This is a genomic window from Streptomyces sp. NBC_01465 (assembly GCF_036227325.1).
GTDB lineage: Bacteria > Actinomycetota > Actinomycetes > Streptomycetales > Streptomycetaceae > Streptomyces.
The window spans coordinates 5391686-5409741 of the sequence record NZ_CP109467.1 but is presented as its reverse complement, the minus strand read 5'-3'; the positions used below and the strand labels follow the sequence as shown (position 1 = coordinate 5409741).

17 protein-coding genes and 1 pseudogene are annotated in these 18056 nt (G+C 69.3%); 13 read left to right on the top strand and 5 right to left on the bottom strand.

Annotated elements, in window-relative coordinates; genetic code table 11:
- Positions 1-4 precede the first annotated feature (4 nt).
- Complete coding sequence (locus tag OG707_RS25555) at positions 5-391, top strand: VOC family protein (RefSeq protein ID WP_329122170.1); 387 nt, start codon at positions 5-7, stop codon at positions 389-391.
- A 9-nt stretch (positions 392-400) separates the two neighbouring features.
- Here OG707_RS25555 and sigJ read toward each other — a convergent pair whose 3' ends face one another.
- Positions 401-1291, bottom strand: a complete 891-nt coding sequence (sigJ, locus tag OG707_RS25550) for an RNA polymerase sigma factor SigJ (RefSeq protein ID WP_329122167.1) — start codon at positions 1289-1291, stop codon at positions 401-403.
- A 190-nt stretch (positions 1292-1481) separates the two neighbouring features.
- On the opposite strand from sigJ, the gene OG707_RS25545 reads away from it, so the two are divergent.
- From OG707_RS25545 to OG707_RS25535, 3 genes are all read left to right on the top strand, one after another.
- Positions 1482-1988, top strand: a complete 507-nt coding sequence (locus OG707_RS25545; protein WP_329122164.1) for a sigma-70 family RNA polymerase sigma factor — start codon at positions 1482-1484, stop codon at positions 1986-1988.
- Complete coding sequence (locus OG707_RS25540; RefSeq protein ID WP_329122163.1) at positions 1985-2647, top strand: hypothetical protein; 663 nt, start codon at positions 1985-1987, stop codon at positions 2645-2647. The genes OG707_RS25545 and OG707_RS25540 overlap by 4 nt, the downstream gene beginning before the upstream one ends.
- A gap of 231 nt (positions 2648-2878) precedes the next feature.
- Positions 2879-4180, top strand: coding sequence for an LPXTG cell wall anchor domain-containing protein (locus OG707_RS25535; RefSeq protein ID WP_329122161.1), 1302 nt, complete (start codon positions 2879-2881; stop codon positions 4178-4180).
- Between the two features lie 92 nt (positions 4181-4272).
- Here the strand turns inward: OG707_RS25535 and OG707_RS25530 are convergent, their stop codons facing one another.
- Complete coding sequence (locus tag OG707_RS25530; RefSeq protein WP_329122159.1) at positions 4273-7131, bottom strand: PDZ domain-containing protein; 2859 nt, start codon at positions 7129-7131, stop codon at positions 4273-4275.
- 114 nt (positions 7132-7245) lie between these two features.
- On the bottom strand, positions 7246-8235 hold the full coding sequence (locus OG707_RS25525) for an alpha/beta fold hydrolase (RefSeq protein ID WP_329122157.1): 990 nt from the start codon (positions 8233-8235) through the stop codon (positions 7246-7248).
- Between the two features lie 211 nt (positions 8236-8446).
- Here OG707_RS25525 and OG707_RS25520 point away from each other — a divergent pair, with 211 nt between their 5' ends.
- From OG707_RS25520 to OG707_RS25510, 3 genes are read left to right on the top strand one after another with little or no spacing between them, the layout of a single operon-like run.
- Positions 8447-9475 carry a DMT family transporter gene (locus OG707_RS25520; RefSeq protein WP_329122156.1) on the top strand — a complete coding sequence of 343 codons (1029 nt, stop codon included), beginning with the start codon at positions 8447-8449 and terminating at the stop codon, positions 9473-9475.
- A 16-nt stretch (positions 9476-9491) separates the two neighbouring features.
- The gene (locus OG707_RS25515; protein WP_329122154.1) at positions 9492-9902 is read left to right on the top strand and encodes a hypothetical protein; all 411 of its coding nucleotides are present in this window, start codon (positions 9492-9494) and stop codon (positions 9900-9902) included.
- Between the two features lie 45 nt (positions 9903-9947).
- Positions 9948-11090 carry a serine hydrolase domain-containing protein gene (locus OG707_RS25510; protein ID WP_329122152.1) on the top strand — a complete coding sequence of 381 codons (1143 nt, stop codon included), beginning with the start codon at positions 9948-9950 and terminating at the stop codon, positions 11088-11090.
- 1 nt (position 11091) lies between these two features.
- Here OG707_RS25510 and OG707_RS25505 read toward each other — a convergent pair whose 3' ends face one another.
- Positions 11092-11916, bottom strand: a complete 825-nt coding sequence (locus OG707_RS25505; protein ID WP_329122150.1) for an alpha/beta fold hydrolase — start codon at positions 11914-11916, stop codon at positions 11092-11094.
- Positions 11917-12102: 186 nt separating this feature from the next.
- On the opposite strand from OG707_RS25505, the gene OG707_RS25500 reads away from it, so the two are divergent.
- Complete coding sequence (locus OG707_RS25500) at positions 12103-12507, top strand: hypothetical protein (protein ID WP_329122149.1); 405 nt, start codon at positions 12103-12105, stop codon at positions 12505-12507.
- Positions 12508-12845: 338 nt separating this feature from the next.
- Positions 12846-14150, top strand: coding sequence for an HNH endonuclease signature motif containing protein (locus OG707_RS25495; protein WP_329122148.1), 1305 nt, complete (start codon positions 12846-12848; stop codon positions 14148-14150).
- Positions 14151-14688: 538 nt separating this feature from the next.
- On the opposite strand, the pseudogene OG707_RS25490 reads toward OG707_RS25495, so the two are convergent.
- Positions 14689-15021: pseudogene (locus OG707_RS25490) on the bottom strand (transposase); the annotation flags it as partial.
- A gap of 13 nt (positions 15022-15034) precedes the next feature.
- Here OG707_RS25490 and OG707_RS25485 point away from each other — a divergent pair.
- From OG707_RS25485 to OG707_RS25470, 4 genes are all read left to right on the top strand, one after another.
- Complete coding sequence (locus tag OG707_RS25485) at positions 15035-15427, top strand: hypothetical protein (RefSeq protein ID WP_329122146.1); 393 nt, start codon at positions 15035-15037, stop codon at positions 15425-15427.
- A gap of 304 nt (positions 15428-15731) precedes the next feature.
- Positions 15732-16067 carry a hypothetical protein gene (locus OG707_RS25480; RefSeq protein WP_329122144.1) on the top strand — a complete coding sequence of 112 codons (336 nt, stop codon included), beginning with the start codon at positions 15732-15734 and terminating at the stop codon, positions 16065-16067.
- Positions 16068-16521: 454 nt separating this feature from the next.
- The gene (locus OG707_RS25475) at positions 16522-16713 is read left to right on the top strand and encodes a hypothetical protein (protein WP_329122142.1); all 192 of its coding nucleotides are present in this window, start codon (positions 16522-16524) and stop codon (positions 16711-16713) included.
- A 167-nt stretch (positions 16714-16880) separates the two neighbouring features.
- Positions 16881-18056 (top strand): Cmx/CmrA family chloramphenicol efflux MFS transporter, encoded by a 1176-nt coding sequence (locus OG707_RS25470; protein ID WP_329122141.1) that lies wholly within the window; start codon positions 16881-16883, stop codon positions 18054-18056.

Genomic DNA, 18056 nt, shown 5'->3' with positions numbered 1-18056 from the left:
CACCGTGTCTGTATCCGTTCAGCTCAACCACACCATCATTCACGCCCGTGACAACCGGGCGTCCGCCGAGTTCCTGGCGGGCATCCTCGGCCTCGAAGTGGGCGAGGAATGGGGGCCGTTCATCCCCGTCACCACCGGGAACGGCGTCACTCTCGACTTCGCCGCCATCCCTGCCGATTCGATCACCGTGCAGCACTACGCCTTCCTCGTGCCCGAGGAGGAGTTCGACGGGATCTTCGACCGGATGAAGGCGACGGGCGCCGACTGGTTCGCCGACCCGCACATGAAGCACCCCCGCGAGATCAACCACAACGACGGGGGCCGCGGGGTCTACTTCATCGACCCCGCGGGCCACGCCATGGAAGTCATCACCCGGCCGTACGGCGGCTAGGGATCGCGGTCAGCTGACGCCGGCGAGCTTCTCCGGGTTGGTCACGATGTAGATGCTCCGCACCTCGTCGGTCTCCGGCGCCAGCTCCAGGACGAGTACGGCGAAGAGCGCGTCCCCGCTGAAGAGCAGTGCCGACGGGTCCCCGTTGACCCGTCGGTACTGGATCCGCGCGTCCGGCACCCCGCGCCCGGACCGGGCCGCCAGCAGCCGGGCCACCTTCTCGCGGCCGTGCACAGGTCGCCGTCCCGCCGCCGGGGCCTTGCCGCCGCCGTCGGCCCACAGGGTGACGTCCTCGGCGAGGATCTCCAGGAGCGCCTCCAGGTCGCCGCCCGCGTTGGCGGCCATGAAGCGCTCGGTGACCTGCTGCCAGATCTGCGGGTCGGGGCGGTAGCGCGGACGCCGCGCCTGTACGTGTTCCCTTGCGCGGTGGGCGAGTTGGCGTACGGCGGAGGGCGAACGGCCCAGGATCTGCGCGGTCTCCGTGTGTGCGTACCCGAACACCTCGTGGAGGACGAAGACGGTCCGCTCCAGCGGTGTCAGCGTCTCCAGGACCACCATCAGGGCCATCGACACGGAGTCGCTGCGGTCGGCGTCCGTCGCGTCGTCGGCGGTGACGAGGGGCTCGGGGAGCCACGGGCCGAAGTAGGTCTCGCGGCGGCGGCTGATCAGGTCCTTCCTGGCCAGCGCCTTGTTCACGGCGATCCGCACCAGGTAGGCGCGCGGGCTCTCGATCGGCTCCGCGTCCGGGGACGAGTTGCGGCCGGTCCAGGCCAGCCAGGTCTCCTGCAGGACGTCGTCGGTGTCGGCCACGGAGCCGAGCATGTTGTAGACGACGGAGAAGAGCAGCTCCCGGTGGCCGACGAAGACCTCCGTGGGAGCGGGCTGCGGGCTGTCGGTCATGGGTGCGTGCCTCCTGCTAGCGGTCCCTCTTGCCCACTGAGAGCGGAAGCAGGGGCCGAAGTGTGACACCTCTCTTGTCCGGGACCCCGGGGCCTCGTCCACTGGGGACGTGAAGGAGGACGAGGTCCCGGAGAACGAAGAGAGTACGGCTTCGTGTAAGCGGATCGGTGCCGCCAGGCGTAACAGGGGTGTGAAGCAGCTGGATTTCAAGGAGTTCTACCGGGCCGACCGGGACGCCTGCCTGCGGGCCGTCCTGGCGAGCGTGGGTGACCGGCAGCTGGCCGAGGATCTGGTGGCCGAGGCCTTCACCCGTGCGTGGACGGGGTGGGCGAAGGTGAGCCGGCATCCGTCACCGAGGGCGTGGGTCGTACGGACCGCGCTCAACACCCGCGTCACGTGGTGGCGGCGCAGGCGCCGGGAGGTGACGCTGGCCGACGGCCACGAGGTCTGCGGACCCGACGCCACCGATGCCGCCCTCGACCCGGCGCTGCTGACCGCGTTGCGCCGACTGCCGCAGAGGCAGCGGGAGGTGGTCGCCTTCCGGGTCTTCCTGGACCTGGACACGGCGGGCACGGCCAAGGCCCTGGGGATCGCGCCCGGGACCGTAACCGCCCATCTGTCGCGGGCTGTTGCGGCGCTGCGCGGCGAACTCGTATCCGTACCGCACCAGCAGAGGCAACAGGAGGACCTGTCATGAACGACACCGACACCGACCAGCTCTTCGACGCGCTGAGGGGCTCGCTCGACGACGTGCATCTCGCCACTCCCGTCGAGGAGATCGTCGCCAAGGGGCGCTCGCGCCGGCGGCTGCGCAAGGTCACGGGCGTGGCCGCGGTCGCGCTGGCGTCCGGGCTCGCGGTAGGGGTCTCGACCCTCGCCAACCCGTCGACCGCGCCACCGTCCTATGCGACGTCGGGCGCGGGCGTGCACATCCACACGGCCGCGTACACCGTGGACACCCAGCCGGACGGGTCGGTCCACGCCACCTTCGACAAGCAGCGGTACTTCAGCGACCACGCGGGGCTGCAGGCGGCCCTGCGCAGGGCCGGATTCCCCGTCCTGATGAAGACCGGGGTCTTCTGCAAGGGGCCGAACGACGACGGGAAGCTCAGCGAGTCGGGCCAGGGCGCCGGGGTGGACCGGGTGATGGAGGGCGTACGGGAGGACGACGGGCGGGTCACCTTCGTCTTCAAGCCGGAGAACATGCCGGCGAACACGCAGTTGTTCATCGGCTACCTCGACGCGGCCCAACTGGCCGCCGTACACATGAATCCCGGGTCCGTGGAGCGCCTGGTGCCCACGAACCAGAAGCTGACCTGCGACACGGTCGCACCGCCGGAGCACGTGTACCGGTAGAGCGCCCAGGAGGGCGGCCCCGGGGGGCGGCCGCCCTCTTCTCGTGCCCCGGCGTCATGACAAGCCCCACACAGGAAACCCCTACCGTGAGCACAACTGTCCCGCTCTGATGCGGTTTGTCACCCACCTCGCGCCTCGCCCTCGCATTGCCGTGCACAGGAACTCCATTTACCCGTGCTTTACCTGCATCTAGCATCGAGCCCTCTCCGTCCCACCGAGGAAAAGGCTCCCTTGAAGATCCGTCGCACTCTCGCAACGGCGGTCGTGGCCGCCGTGGTCGCCCCCGTCGCCCTTCTCTCGGTCACGGCCCCGGCGTTCGCCGCCACCGCCAGGCCCGCCGCGCAGGCACAGGCCCAGAGCAAGCCCACGATCGCCGAGCTGGAGAAGGCCGCGGCCGACGCGCAGAAGGCCTATGACGACGCCGTCATAGCCGAGAAGGCCGGGCAGGAGGCCTTCAAGAAGTACACCGAGACGCCCAACGAGCTCACGATCAAGGTCGACGAGACGAAGAAGGCGGCCACTGCGGCAGCCGACGCGCAGGTCATCGCCGAGCAGGCGCTCGCCGACGCCAGGGACGCGCTCATCAACCTCCCCGACACCGCCACCGAGGAGGAGAAGGCCGCAGCCAAGCAGGCGATAGCCGACGCGGCAACGGCCGTCACGGCCGCCGCGGACGCCAAGACGAAGGCCGACGAGGAGTACCGGAAGGCCGGCGACGCGAACGACGACGACCTCGTCGCCCACTCCAAGGTGCTCGCCCTCCTCCAGAAGGCCGTGCGGGACGCCCTGGACACGAAGAACGCCGCCGACAAGGCCCTCGCCGACGCCAAGGCCGCCGAGGACCCGGACTGCGTGGTGGCCCCGAAGTTCGGCGCCGTGGCCAAGGGCCTGCCGTCGAAGATCGTCGCCGGTCAGTGGGTGGGCTTCTCCCTGCGCGTCACCAACGGCACCGCCAAGACCGTGGACGCGGTCCTCCCGTTCGCCATGTTCCACGCGATGGACGACACCGGCACCGTCGACTACGACAAGCTCGTCACGCTCCAGTGGTACGACACCGCGTCGGCCTCCTGGAAGACCGTCGGCGGCGACCACCTCGCCGGCGAGCACGGCGCCCTCAAGGCGGGTGCCCACCTCGACGTCAAGCTGCGCGTGAAGATCGACGCCAAGGTCAAGTCCGGCGGCGGGATGGCCTTCGTCACCGGTGCGTACGCCAATGAGGACGGCACCTGCGGCGGCGACACCGGCAGCGAGTACGAGTTCGAGATCCTGCCCGCGGGCAGCAAGCCCGGCAAGGTCGACGACGCCGAGCCGAACGACAGCCACCCGTCCCTCCCGGGCGACAAGCCGCAGGGCGGCAACTCCGGTCAGGTGAAGGACACTTCGGGCGCGGACTCCGCCGCCGACGGCAGCCTCGCCAAGACCGGCTCCCCCTCGGCCCTCCCGCAGATCGCCCTCGCGGGCGGCGCGGCCGCGGCCCTGGGCGCGGGCGCGGTCTTCGTCGTACGCCGCCGGAAGGCCGGCGCCGACGCCTGATCCACCGCGACGGCCCGTGCGGCCGGAGCGGTTCGGGGCCCGTACCTCCCGGCGGAGGTACGGGCCCTTGTGCGTCCCGGCGCGGGGTGCGGTCAGCCCCGTACCGTGAACGCGTCCACGATGAGGTAACTCCCGCTCTTCATCACGCCCTTGACCGTGTGCTCGCCCGGGGCGAGTCCGTCCGTGCTGAACACGGTCTGGTCGTACGCGCGCGTGGCACTCGTGGCGTCGACGGTCTGGCGCAGGGTCCCGTCGACGTAGATGTCGATCAGGCCCTCGTCGCTGTACTTCTCGGTGCTGAAGTCGACGCCCGTGCCGTTGAAGGTGAAGGAGAAGGAGTCGCCGATGTGCGTGGTGGCGACGATGTCGTCCATGTACGAGCCGGCCCCGCCGGTGGCCGTCCCGCGCCAGCCCCAGTCGCTGCCGGTGTAGACGACGCCCGCGGTGTTGTTGAGCTTCTGCGCGCCGGTCGGCTTGGTGAGGGTGAGGGTGGATGCCGCCTGGCCGCGCCAGATGCCGGCGGTGACCGTGGAGCCGGGGGCGAGCTTGTTGTAGACGGTCCAGAAGCTGTCGCGGTCGGTGACGGGGGTGCCGTTGACCGTGCGGATCACGTCGAGGGTGCGCAGGCCCTGGCCGTAGGCGTACGAGGTGGCGGGTACGGACTCCAGGTAGAGCCCGTTGAAGTCGCCCAGCCCGACCGCGGACTGGACCGCGTTGTCGTAGATCTCCTTGGCGGTGGCGCCGAGGAACGGCTCGGCCTGCGACTTCACGGTCGGCACGGTGGGCGCGGTCGGCCAGATGACGGCCGGCGGGACGGGCTCGCCGGGGCGTCCCGTACCGAAGGCGTCCATGGGGATGTTGGTGAACCCGTGGGCCAGGGCGGGCGAGCCGGCGGCGACCGTGTAGTCCTTCATCGCGGGGTCGGTCCAGGGCGAGCCGTGGGCGAAGAGCGGGTCCGCGGTGGCGGAGTGGGTGTCCAGGCCGTTGGCCGACCAGGTGCCCCCGAGACCGGTGACGGGCTTGCCGTTGTTCCAGAAGACGTTGTCGTCGGCCGTGTACTTGGCGGTGGCCGGGTCGCTGGTGTTGAGCTGGTAGGGCTGGTCGGTGAGGACGATGTTGTGGTGGATCGCGTCGCCGGAGTCGCGGTGGGTGATCTGTTCGTAGATGCTGCCGCCGACCAGGATGTTGTTGCTGACGGTCCGCTCGAAGCCGTCACGCAGCTTGATGCCGGAGTTGAGCAGCAGGTTGCTCTTCACGATGTAGTTGCCGGAGCCGTCGTCGAGGTCGATGGCCCACTCGCTGTTGTGCCAGATGCGGTTGTTGCTGATGGTGTTGGGCTCGACCACGTCCAGCTTCGCGTACGACTTCTGCAGCGCGTCGGAGGCGGCGCTCGGGTTGATGTTGGGCCCGGCGATCGGCCAGAAGCGGTCACGGCCCCAGGCGTTGATCGGCCCGTGGTCGGAGGTCTCCTTCACGCAGTCGAAGATGTCGTTGTACTCGACGCGATGGCCGCCCCAGGTGCCGTCGTTGATGTTCACGCAGGAACGCGGGCTGCCGTGCACGGTGTTGTGGGAGACCGTCACCCGGCTGCTCATGGAGATGTTGACGCCGGCGCTCTGCTTCTCGAAGCGGCCCATGTCGGCCATGGAGTTGTAGCTGACCGTGATGGAGCGCGGATAGTCCTGCGTCTTCGGACCTGGGGTCAGGTCGGTGGGCGGGTTGACCATGGCGCCCCAGGTGGAGGGGTCGCGCACCGCGTCGCGCGAGCCGACGACCTGGACGTCGCTGGCGCCGGATCCGGTGAAGCGGTTACGAGTGATCACGTCGCCCTTGTTGTACCCGTCGAGGAAGACGCCGTTGCCTCCGACCTGCACGAAGGAGGAGTCCGAGACGGTGATGCGCTCGGCGTTCTTCGCGTGGACGGCACCGGCGCGGGCGACGGCCCAGTCGCCGAGCTGGAGGGGCTCGTACGGGGTGTCGAAGAGGGTCCGGTGGGTCTGGGTGAAGGTGAGGCCGTCGAAGGTGAGGTCGTGGACGGGGCGGGTGGCGGACGCGCCCTGGATGTGGACGAGTTCGTCGAGTTCGGCGGTCTCGACGACCGCCTTGTCGAGGTCGCCGGTGCCGGCGGGCGGCTGGAAGTAGAGCTTGCCCGCGGCCTTGTCGTAGAACCACTCGCCGGGTGCGTCCAGCTCCTCGAAGATGTTCTCCGCGACGACCTTGCCGGTGTCCATGGCGCTGCCGCGGTTGTTGTCGCCGACCCACTGGGTCTGCAGACCGCCCGGAGCGAGCCCGGTGATCTTGTAGTCGTTGCCGCCCCAGTGCCCGGAGTGCAGGGCGCGGAGGTCCCCGGTGGCGGGGTCCCGCCACCCCTTGGCCCGTTCGTTCAGGGTCGCGAGGGTGGTCGTCCCGTTGAGTACGGCGGCGTTCGGGTCGGCGTTGGGATAGCGGGCGAGGGTCTGCTGCGACCCGCCGAGGAAGAGCCCGTCGATGCTGTGTCCGGCGCCGATGTCGGCGACCTGGATGTCCCCTGCGTACGTCGACCAGGCGGCCCGCACCTGCCGCCCGCCGCTGAACACGACGTTCGCCCCCGGGGCGGCGGAGTAGGTGACGGGGGCGCCGGCCGAACCGGAGTCGGCGGAGGTGAAGTCGAGGGTCCTGGCGAGGTGGTACGTACCGCCCGCGAACCACACATGGACGGCCTGCCCGCCCGCGGAGGCGGCGCGTGCGGCCGTCTGGGCGCGGGCGGGGGTGAGGAACGGGCGGGCCTGGGACCGCCCTGAGTTGGAGTCGCGCCCGTCGACGGCCACGTAGATGTTCACCGCGGCGGCATGACTCCTGGCGTCACTCCCGGTGGGACTCGCCAGCGCCTGCCCGCCGGGAAGGGACGTCAGGGCGGCGGCAAGGAGCACACCGCCCGTGACCGTACGACGTCTCAGCGATCCACGCGGCATACCCAACTCCTTGGACACATCCGATGTATGAGGCGTGGGAAGCCTGCTCGCGCGGAACACAGGTGTCAATACTGCGCGTTGGGATCGACCAGATCGGATGTATCGCGAGTACCGTCAGAGCGATCCGAGCCAGTCCATGAGCAACTCATTGACGGTGTCCGGCCGTTCCTGCTGGATCCAGTGCCCGCACCCCTCGATCAGATGCGACCCACGCAGCCCCGGCAGCGTCGTGTCGTACGCCTTGATCGCGTCCGCCAACCACATCGTCGAGGCGTCCCGCGTACCGCCCACGAACAGGGACGGCTGGGTGATCGGTGCGCCCCGGAACTCCGCCAGGTCCTCCCAGTCGCGGTCCATGTTCCGGTAGCGGTTGAGCGCGCCGGTCAGCCCCGTCCGCTCGAACTCGGCCGCGTAGACGTCGAGTTCGGCCTCGTCCAGCCAGGCGGGCAGCGGCGGTCCGGCCGGGAACCTGTCCCGCAGGCGCCCGCCCCGGGTCACGAAGTGCGGGTCCGGGGCGTCCGGGCCCGGCATCGTGTCCGCGGAGAACGCCGCGTAGAACCCGGCCAGCCAGCCCCGTACGTCGGGCTCGATCTCCGCCTCGGCGCGGCCCGGCTCCTGGAAGTACGCGACGTAGAACTCCTCGTCCCCGCCCATCCCCGCGAACACCTCGCTCGGGCGCGGGCCGCCCGGCGGTGCGTACGGGACGCTCAGGAGGCCGACCGCGCGGAAGACGTCGGGGCGCACCAGCGCGCAGTGCGCGGCGATGGTCGAACCCCAGTCGTGGCCGACGACCACCGCCGTCTCCTCGCCGAGCGCGCGCACGACGGCGACGGCGTCCTCGACCAGGTCGAGCATCCGGTACGCGGCGGCCCCGTCCGGCCGGGAGGAGCGACCGTAGCCGCGTACGTCGACCGCGACCGCGCGGTAGCCCGCCGCGGCGAGCACCGGGAGCTGGCGGCGCCAGGAGTACCAGGACTCCGGGAAGCCGTGGACGAGGAGGACGAGTGGGCCCGTGCCCTGCTCCACGAGGTGGATGCGGCCCGCCGGTGCGGGGACCAGGCGGTGGGTGAGGGGTGCGGGCTGCGGCGTGGGCGTCTGCGGCATGGGTCCTCCGGGTCGGGTCGCTCGGTGTTCGCTCCGTGTCCTGCGACGATCATCCGGCGAACCCTGCCGCACCCGCGATTTCTGTTGCCGCTCCGGCAAGTTCGAGGGCGCCCGACTGACGCCGATTACGCTGTCCCAGCCCGCTGACCTGCGGTCGCCCACTCCGCCCCACTCCGCCCCACCCTGCCGAGCCCTTGCTGAGGAGCCCCCGATGAGCGTCCCCGCGGCCCGCCGTGCCTGGCTGACCGATCTGCCCGTGCTGCTGGTCGCAGTGGTGTGGGGCTCCAGCTACCTCGCCGCCAAGGGCGTCACCACGACCCAGACGGTGCTCGCGGTGCTCGTCCTGCGGTTCGCCGTGGTGCTGCCCGTGCTGTTCGTCGTCGGCCGGCGCAAGCTGCTCGCGCTGAGCGGTGCGCAGATACGCGGGGCCGGCGTCCTCGGGCTGATACTCGCCGGGGTTTTCATCCTCGAGACGTACGGCGTCGTGCACACCTCCGCGACCAACGCCGGGCTCATCATCAGCCTCACCATGATCTTCACGCCGATCGCCGAGAGCCGTCTGCGCGGGACGAAGCTGTCGGGGTCGTTCGTCGCGGCCGCCGGGCTCTCGGTGCTCGGGGTGCTGCTCCTGACGCAGGGCGCCGGGTTCTCCGAGCCGTCGCTCGGCGATCTGCTGATGCTGGGTGCGGCCGTCGTCCGTACCGTCCACGTCCTCGCGATGTCGCGCATGAAGTCGGTGCAGGACGCGGACGCACTGTCGATGACCACGGTCCAACTGGCCAGCGCCGTCGTGGTGTTCGCGCTGCTTTCGGCGGCGCCGGGCACCGGGGGCACGCCGTGGGCGGCAGCCGCGGGCTTCGGGGCCGGGGACTGGCTGGGGCTGGTCTATCTGTCGGCGTTCTGCACACTTTTCGCGTTCTTCGTACAGATGTGGGCGGTCCGCAGGACGTCCCCCTCGCGCGTCAGCCTGCTGCTCGGCACGGAGCCGGTGTGGGCCGCGGTCGTCGGCATCGCGCTCGCCGGGGACCGGCCGGGGTGGCTCGGGTTCGCGGGGGCGGTGCTGGTGCTCGCGGGTACGGCGTGGGGGCGTACGGCAGTCGCCCCGCGGCCGACGGCGGAGGCGACCGCACCAGCCGTCGAGCCGAACGCCACGGACCCCGGCGTCTACGATCTCGCCCATGGGGAATTCCATGGTGCGCCCAGCGCCCCTGACCGTCCTTCCCACATGCGTGTGGAGTGACGAAGAGCGGGATGCGATGCGGCTCGGACATGTCAGCCGCGCGATGGAAGGCAAATGGCATGTGGTCTCCGAGGGCGACACCGTCCGTCTGCTGAGGAGCTGGACGGGGCACGAGATCTACCGGGCCGAGTTCGCCCCGGCAGGGGCGTCCGAGGGCGGCGGGTGGCGCATCGTCCGGGCCGAGGCGGAACGCGATCCGGACCGGTACCGGGATTTCGGAGCGGAGTTCGACGCGGTGATGCTGGAACTCGTCCTGCGGACGTATGCCCTGTCCGAACCCGCAGCGGAACTGCGCACCCTCATGGTCTCCCTGGTCGCCGATGCCACGGGCCATGTCGACACCCGCCCCGCTCTGGTGCAGATGAGTCTTCTCGGCGTGCGTACGGATCCGCCGCCGGGGATTGTTCCCGGCGGCGGGGTGGCCTAGCCTGCGGAAACCTCCTCACTCGTGATCACCTCGGCAGGGGACCCCATGACCCGTATCCACGGCACGTACCACCCCCGATTCCAGCCCCTGATAGACGAACTGAGCCGTCGCATCGACGCGGGCGACGAGGTCGGTGCGTCACTCGCCGCCGTGCACGAGGGCGAGATGGTGCTCGATGTGTGGGGCGGCTGGACCGACGAGTCCCGTACGACGGAGTGGGCCGAGGACACCGTCACCAACGTCTGGTCCTCGACCAAGACGGTGGTCTCGCTCGCGGCCCTGATGCTGGTCGACCGCGGTCTGCTCGACGTGCACGAGAAAGTGGCCCACTACTGGCCGGAGTTCGCGGCGGCCGGCAAGCAGGACATCGAGGTACGGCACCTCCTCTCGCACACCTCCGGTCTCTCCGGCTGGGACCAGCCGGCGGCCATGGAGGAGCTGTACGACTGGGACCGCGCGACCGCCCGCCTCGCCGCGCAGGCACCGTGGTGGGAGCCGGGCACGGCGTCCGGGTACCACGCACTGACCTTCGGCCACCTGATAGGCGAGGTCGTCCGCCGGATCACGGGCAAGCCCCTTCGCGAGTTCGTCGCCGAGGAGATCGCGGGCCCGGTGGGCGCGGACTTCACCATCGGCCTCCCCGCGGACCAGTACCACCGGGTCTCCCCCGTGATCCCGCCACCGCCGCAGGACTTCGACATCGTGGCGCTCGGCCCCGACCACCTCACCTTCAAGACGTTCGCCGGACCGCCGCTGGACGCGACGGCGAGCTGGACCGACGGCTGGCGCGGCGCCGACATAGGGGCGGCCAACGGCCACGGCAACGCCCGCTCCCTCGCCCGGATCCAGTCCGCGCTCTCGCACGACGGCACCGCGTGCGGCGTGAAGCTCCTCGGCCGCGAGACCGTCGACCTGGTCTTCGAGGAGCAGTACGCGGGCCCGGATCTGGTCTTCGGCGTCCCGGTCCGCTTCGGCGTCGGCTACGGACTCGCCGAGCAGGCGACCCGCCCGCACCTGCCCGACCACCGGATCTGCTTCTGGGGCGGGTGGGGCGGCTCGATGGTGCTCAACGACGTCGATGCGCGCAGCACGTTCACGTACGTCATGAACAAGATGCAGCCCGGCATGCTCGGCTCCGCGAACGGCATCGCGTACAGCAGCACGTACTACGCCTGCCTGGAAGCCTGACTCACCCGCAGACCTCCCACACCGCGTCCCGGATCGCACTCTCCAGCCGGTCCGGCGCGGTGAGCTGGGCGATGTGCCCCTCCCCGACGAGCGTGACGATGCGCGCGTCGGGCAGTACGGCGGCCAGGTCGGCGGTGCGCTCGCGGAGATGTTCCGGGCTCTGGTCCCCTTCGAGGAGGGTCACCGGCAGTTCGAGGCCCTTGAAGCGGTCGATGCCGACGCCGAGGGCGTCGAGCGCCTCGTCGTCGGTGATCTGCGCCGCCGCGTGCACGGCGAAGGCGGCGGCGATGCGCGGGTCGGCGAACATCCCGTCGACCTCGGGCGCGGGCATCCGTACGACGTCGCGCATATGGATCCGCATCGCCTCGACCGGATCCCCCGCGTCGATCGCGGCGCGGGCGCGGAGCCCGGCCACGCCGGCGAGCAACGACCGGGTGGGCAGAGGCGGTTCGTACAGAAACAGCCCGCCGAACGCCGAGGGCTCGGCCCGCGCGGCCTCCAGCGCGGCGACCGCACCCGAGGAGTGCCCGACCAGGAACACGGGCCGGGGCCCGAGAAGCCGGGCGACGGCGAGGATGTCGGCGGCCTCGTCGGCCATGGAATGGTCGGGGGCGATGTCGGCGCCGGAGACGTAGATACGCCGCCGGACGCGGACGACACGGAAGTCGGCCGCGAGCGAGCGGGCGACCGCGTCCCAGGTGGAGATGTCGCTCCCGCCGGGGTGAACGACCAGCAGAACAGGGCGACTTGCACTGATCTCGCGGGTGCCTTCGTCGAGTGCGGTGATGGGTGTGCCGTCCTCTGAGACGGCCAGTAGCTCAGTCATGACCTCAGCGTGCTCCCGCACGCCGACACACCGCCGACACGGGCCCGACAGGTGGCCGACAGCGGGTCGGGGCCGGGTAGGCGCGGACTAGATTTCCCATATGCCGGAATCGATCCACCATGCACAGAAGGTCTCACTTGGCTGACGATCTACCGCGGCGAGCAGCGCACCGAGAAACTGGTGAGCGTGCACGAAAGCAGCGAGGGCTGGCTCGCCTCGATGACCGGGTACGAGGCATTCGATCACGAGGGGCAGCTTCTCGGCTCATTTGGTGTGCTGATGAAGAAGTCCCTGGACCGCACGACATGGCAGTTCGACCAGCCCGGACTGGGCCGTTTCATCGGGACGGAGCGCAGCGTGAAGACGGCGCGGGGACGGCGCCTGCTGGGGCTCGCCGGGGTGGTGGGCGAGATCGCCGGAGCTCTGGTGAAGTACCACTTCGACTTCGAACGGGACGGGAAGACGGCGTTCAGCATCGAGAAGCCCAAGGTGCTGGACGACTGGTACAAGCTGACCGTGCACGAGGATGCGATCGACCGGCAATTGCTGTTCGCTCTGGCAGTCACGATGGAAGCCAGACAGCGTGGTTGAGGGGCGGGGCGGATTCTGCCGGTGGTGATGGCACCGGGTTTCGTGGCCGGGTGCGGGTGGGTGGAGGGCCGCCTCCACGGTCCGGTGGGGGCGGGGGCGATACGCGTGGGCGGGTGCGGCTTACCGATGGAAATTAGCGTGGTTGGGGTGCGTGGTGGGCTGGCGAACTGTCCCTTCGCGCGTGGTCGGCTGCGGCTTCGTCGCAACGTCCTGGTTCTGATGACTGTGAAATAAACACGGGATTGACCTGGCATTATCACGGAGAGTGAGGGAGAATAGGGGTATCAACCACCGTATAGGGGACGGTGGTTGGTGACCGACGCACGGGGGTGTGGGGGATGGAAGAACAAAGGGAAGCACCGGGGACACCGGACGAGTGGGCGGCCTTTCTGCGCACGCAGGACCCGTCGGCGCATGTGATGGACCTGCTGCCGGTCCTGGACGCGGAGAAGCTGTCCGCGGCCGGGCGGATCGATGCGTTGGCGGTACTGGAGCGCTGCGCGTCCTGGGTGGCTGCCTGTCAGGTGCCGTTGCTGGCGGGGATCGAGGCGCAGACCAGTGCCGAGTTGCCGGTGGGTGCGGACTTCGAGACCACCCTGCTGCATGACTGGGACTACGCGGCCGAACAGGTCGCCTGCGCCCTGAAGCTGAGCGGGGCAGGTGCGGGCGACCGCCTGGAGGTCGCCCGCGCGCTGATGGACCGCCTGCCCCAGACCCTGGAGCTGCTGGCGCAGGGGGAAATCTCCTGGCGCCAGGCCAAGACGGTGGTGGATGCGTGCGCGGTCCTCGACGATGAGATGACCGCGAAGGTCGAGGACGCGGTGGTGGCCAAGCTCCCCACCCAGGCGGCGCACGAGACCCGGCGGATGCTGAACCGCACGATCGCCCGCCTCGACCCCGAGGGTGCGGCCGCCCGCCACGAGCAGCGGCGTCTGGAGCGGACCACGGTCAACTACCCGCAGCCGGACGGCATGGCGATGTTCGGAGCGATCATCCCGGCAGAACAAGCCGCACTCATGGAACAGGCCGTCGACGCCCACGCCGCCACCTTCGCCGACGACGGCCGCACCCTCTCCCAGAAGCGGGCGGACGCTTTGTTCGACCTGATCACCGGCACCACCAACACGCAGTCGGTGGGCGGTCGTTCAGCGGCGGTCGTTCAGATCACCGTCCCGCTGGACGTGCTGATCGGGGCCAGCGAGGAGCCCGCCGAGTTGAAGGGCTACGGACCCATCACCGCCGGACAAGCCCGCGACGTGGCGTTCGCAGAAGGCACGGTGTGGCGGCGCCTCATCACCCACCCCACCACCGGCATGGTCGTCAAAACCGACCCCACCACCTACAAACCCACCGCCGAAACCACTCGCCACGTCGAAGCCCGCGACCGCCACTGCGCGTTCCCGACCTGCCGAATGCCCGCCCACCGCACCGACCTCGACCACGTCGTGGAATTCGATCACCACAACCCACCCGCAGGCGGCCAGTCAGTGCCCGAGAACCTGATCCCGCTCTGCCGACGCCACCACGGCCTCAAACACCGAGGCGGCTGGACCGTCGTCCGCAACGAAGCGACCGGGCAGACCCACTGGACGGCACCCACCGGACACACCTACACCAACACCCCCGACACCTGGACCGAATAGCGCCCCCCAGCCGGCCCTCGTGTTGCCAGCGCCTGTGCGCCGAAGGCGCGACACGGCGTGCAACCCTGCCCGCCCACCCGAAGCACCCCACCGGGCCCATTTCTCACATCAGTTGGGGAAAGGTCGTTGCGACGGAGTCGCAGCCGACAACGCGCGTACGGAGGTAGTCCAGCCACCCACGCACCTCAGCCACGCTACTTTCCATCAGTAAGCCGCACCCGCCCACGCGAATCGCCCCCGCCCCCACCGGACAGGAGAGGCGGCCCTCCACCCACCCGCACCCGGCCACGAAACCCGGTGCCATCACCACCGGACAGAACCCGATCGAGCATCACCTGCCGAGCGGTCTCAGCAAGTAGTTCCCAGAACCCGAGGAGTACGGGCTGCACGTCCCCCATCTCGATGAGAACAGCAAGCGCCCTCTCCCGCTCCTGGCTTCCGATGCCCTAACGGACATCCCCTACCGCCTAAGGGTTGCCCCATAAATGATCTTCGGCGTGATCGGGGTCGGTTGCCCGTCGTGAGTACCTGTCGCTTATCCGTCGATTGTCAGATAGGCAGCGACCTGGCTGTTCGCGATGCGTCCGGCAGTACCGGTGTACTGGCGCTGCATGCCGCACATCGACGACCAACACCGCATCCTCGTGGTGCAACTGCTCGACGATGAACTCGCGGATGTCGTCGCGGACCGCGTCGGAGTCTCACCTGGCCTTCGACAACAGATGCTGCAGGCCGTCCGGGGAAGCGTCCCCCGCGTACTCGGCGAGCGTCCAGCAATTCTTGCGCGGCAGGTCCGACAACAACCCGAGGACCAGTGCCCTCGCCCGGCGGCGCGGTTCCACACGGCGAACCGCCGCGCGATACGGTCCATCAGGACCTCGAACATGGTTCCCCGACCAGCCCGGATCAGTAAGATCACCATCCAGGCTGGAGCACCAACCCTGGAGTTGATTCCGCCGATGGACATGTCCTCCCGGGAGATCCGCATCCCCCTTGCCGAGGCCGTCGCAGTCCTGCAAGACCTGAACGAGTTCGTGGTATCCCTCGACCGACTCGGATCCCGCCAGGCGTCCGGCACCGCCGATGAGCACACCGTCGGAACGTTCATCGACGACTGGGACGTGGCGCGACGGTTGGCCCGCGTTCGACACGTCATCAGCGTCGCGCTGGATGAGCAACTGAGCAAGGAAGACAACCTCGAGATCGACGCGCTGTGTGAACAGGGCCGCTTCTACACGGATAACGTCGGCAATCCCTCCCCCGACCAGTCCAGCTGATACGGCAAGCGCGTCAGGCCGGTCCAATCGAGAGGGGAAATCAGCCCGACCGTGACCTGGAAACCCACCAAGATCATGGTCTACGGCTGGAGTACTAGGACTGCAACTGACCGTGACAGGAACAAGGACACTCAGTTCCCGGACACGGTCCTGCGCGATATGCGTGATCGACCGCTCCGCTTCCCTGCAAGGCAAGTAGCAGTCTGCCGAATCCAAAAGCCGATTGGCCGTCAGAGATCTCCTCGCCAAATCCTTCGGCGAGCTTGCGACGTGCGACGGAAAAGCCACACGCATACTCAGCTACATGCCAAGCAACGAGGGCATCAAGGTAGTCGACTGCCTCGTCTCTCCGCGCACCGTGGACGACGCCTCGGACCAGGGCGGTGCGACCTGCTTCAATCCGCTCAAAGCACCAGAGCAAAGTGAAGTAGGAAGTCAGAGCATGGCTCCAGTCAACAGCGCTGGACGCAGAGTCCGGATCGCCATAGTGAAGGCTTCCGATGATCTTGCGGGCGGCAGCGACTTCCCCGGTGGTCAGATCGTGATGCAAGGCTCGGGCGCCTTCGAAACGGGCTCGTCGGCGTTCGGACCGGAACGCGAGCAGGGCAACAACCACCGCTGCCAGTGCCAGCATCGTTGAAGACACTCCGGCCAGTGCTGACCACTCATCTGCCCCCATGCTCGCCCTTCCTCCGGCTGGGGCCTCTCCCCCACAGATTCCGCGCTGGCCCTAACCCTGTCCGCATTCGGCTTCTGCCATGCAGGCGCTGATCCGAAGAAGCGGCGGCTTGCCGATCGGTACAACAGCCGACGAGTGCCCACCCGGCAGGGACAATGCGGTCTCGTAGGGGGTGGGGATGGAGCAGACAGTCTTCGAGTCCATCAGGTACTCGGGCGGGTGCCCTGACTGCGGTGCGCAGTTGGAGTGCTGCGGAGTCCAAGTTCTCGTGAGCGGTTCCTTGAGCTGGGACACGGAGTCTCGGTGCCCGGCCTGCGGGTTCGCAGAGGCCTCATGTGGTGGGGATCTGCCTGTCGACATGCGGGAGCGGTTGCTGTCCGAGCGGGGGCCGGCGTATCTCCAGGTGGATCCGTCGGTGAGCCGTTCTGCGGTCATGCTCGTGTTGCGGGCCGCACTTGGGGTCGGGCTGGGCGAAGCCCGAGCCTTGCTGGGTGAGGTCCTGGCCGGAGACCACTCGGGCACCGTGCCCGAGATGGAGTTCCTGGCCCGCAAGCTGCGTGCGGCCGGGATCGAAACCCGTGTGCTTCGGCGGGGGGCGGTCGGGTAGCGTGCGGGGCATGTCGAGCCCTGAGGCATCCACGGTGGGGGTTTTCGGTCCCGCCGTCAGCCCCCTCAACCACTGAGTCCGTAGCTCTGCCGGACACCTGTGCCCTTACGGGCTGACCGCGGTGACGAGACGTCCCTCTCGTACTTCTCTCACCTCGGAGTTTCTCGATGCCTCTCCCGTTGTATCTGCTTGCCGTGGCCGTATTCGCCATGGGCACCTCCGAATTCATGCTGGCCGGTCTGTTGCCGGACATCGCCTCCGACCTCGGCGTGACCGTCGGGGCCGCATCCTCGCTCACCTCCGCCTTCGCGGTCGGGATGGTCGTCGGCGCCCCGCTCATGGCCGCGCTTGCGCGCAACTGGCCGCGGCGGTCCAGCCTGTTCGGATGCGTCGTCGTGTTTCTGACGGCCCATGCCGTGGCGGCTGTCACCTCCAGCTTTGCGGTCCTCTTCGCGACGCGGGTCGTCGCGGCGCTCGCCAACGCGGGATTCCTCGCCGTCGCCCTGACGACAGCCACCACGCTGGTCGCTCCCGAGCGGAAAGGGCGCGCGCTTGCCGTGCTGTTGTCCGGCACCACGGCCGCCACTGTCGTCGGAGTCCCGGGGGGAGCCGTACTGGGTGCGGCTCTCGGGTGGCGTGCCACCTTCTGGGGCGTCGCAGTTCTCTGTCTTCCCGCCGCCGTCGGCATTCTCTGGGGGCTCCCGGGCTGTGCTCGCAAGGCCTGCGTTCCTGCCTTGCGAGCAGAGTTCGCGCGACTGCGCAGCCGGCGATTGATCGTGGTCATGGTGCTCGGCGCACTGGTGAACGCGGCGACCTTCGCGAGCTTCACCTTCCTCGCCCCTGTGGTGACCGACACCGCCGGGCTGGGTGAATTGTGGATCTCCGTCGTACTGGTGCTCTTCGGGGCCGGCTCCTTCACCGGTGTCGCCTTCGCCGGCAAGTGGTCCGACCGGCGCCCCGGTCCGGTCGTCGCCGTCGGCGGGCCCCTGCTGCTCGTCGGCTGGGCGGCCCTGGCCGTACTGGCGGACCGGCCGGCCGCACTGCTCGTCCTCGCCTTCGTACAAGGCGCCCTGTCGTTCGCGTTGGGCAGCACGCTGATCACGCAGATTCTCTACGAGGCGGGAGCGGAAGCGCCGACCATGGCCGGCTCCTACGCGACCGCCGCACTGAACGTCGGCGCCGCCGCAGGGCCCCTCGTCGCCGCCACCACTCTCCATTCCGAAGCCGGCAACCTCGGGCCGCTCTGGGTCAGTGCGCTTCTGGTCCTGGCCGCGCTGCTCCTCGCGTTGCCGTTCCGCAAGGTGATGCGGGCGGCGCAGGGTGGTGAGTCCCCACTACTGTGA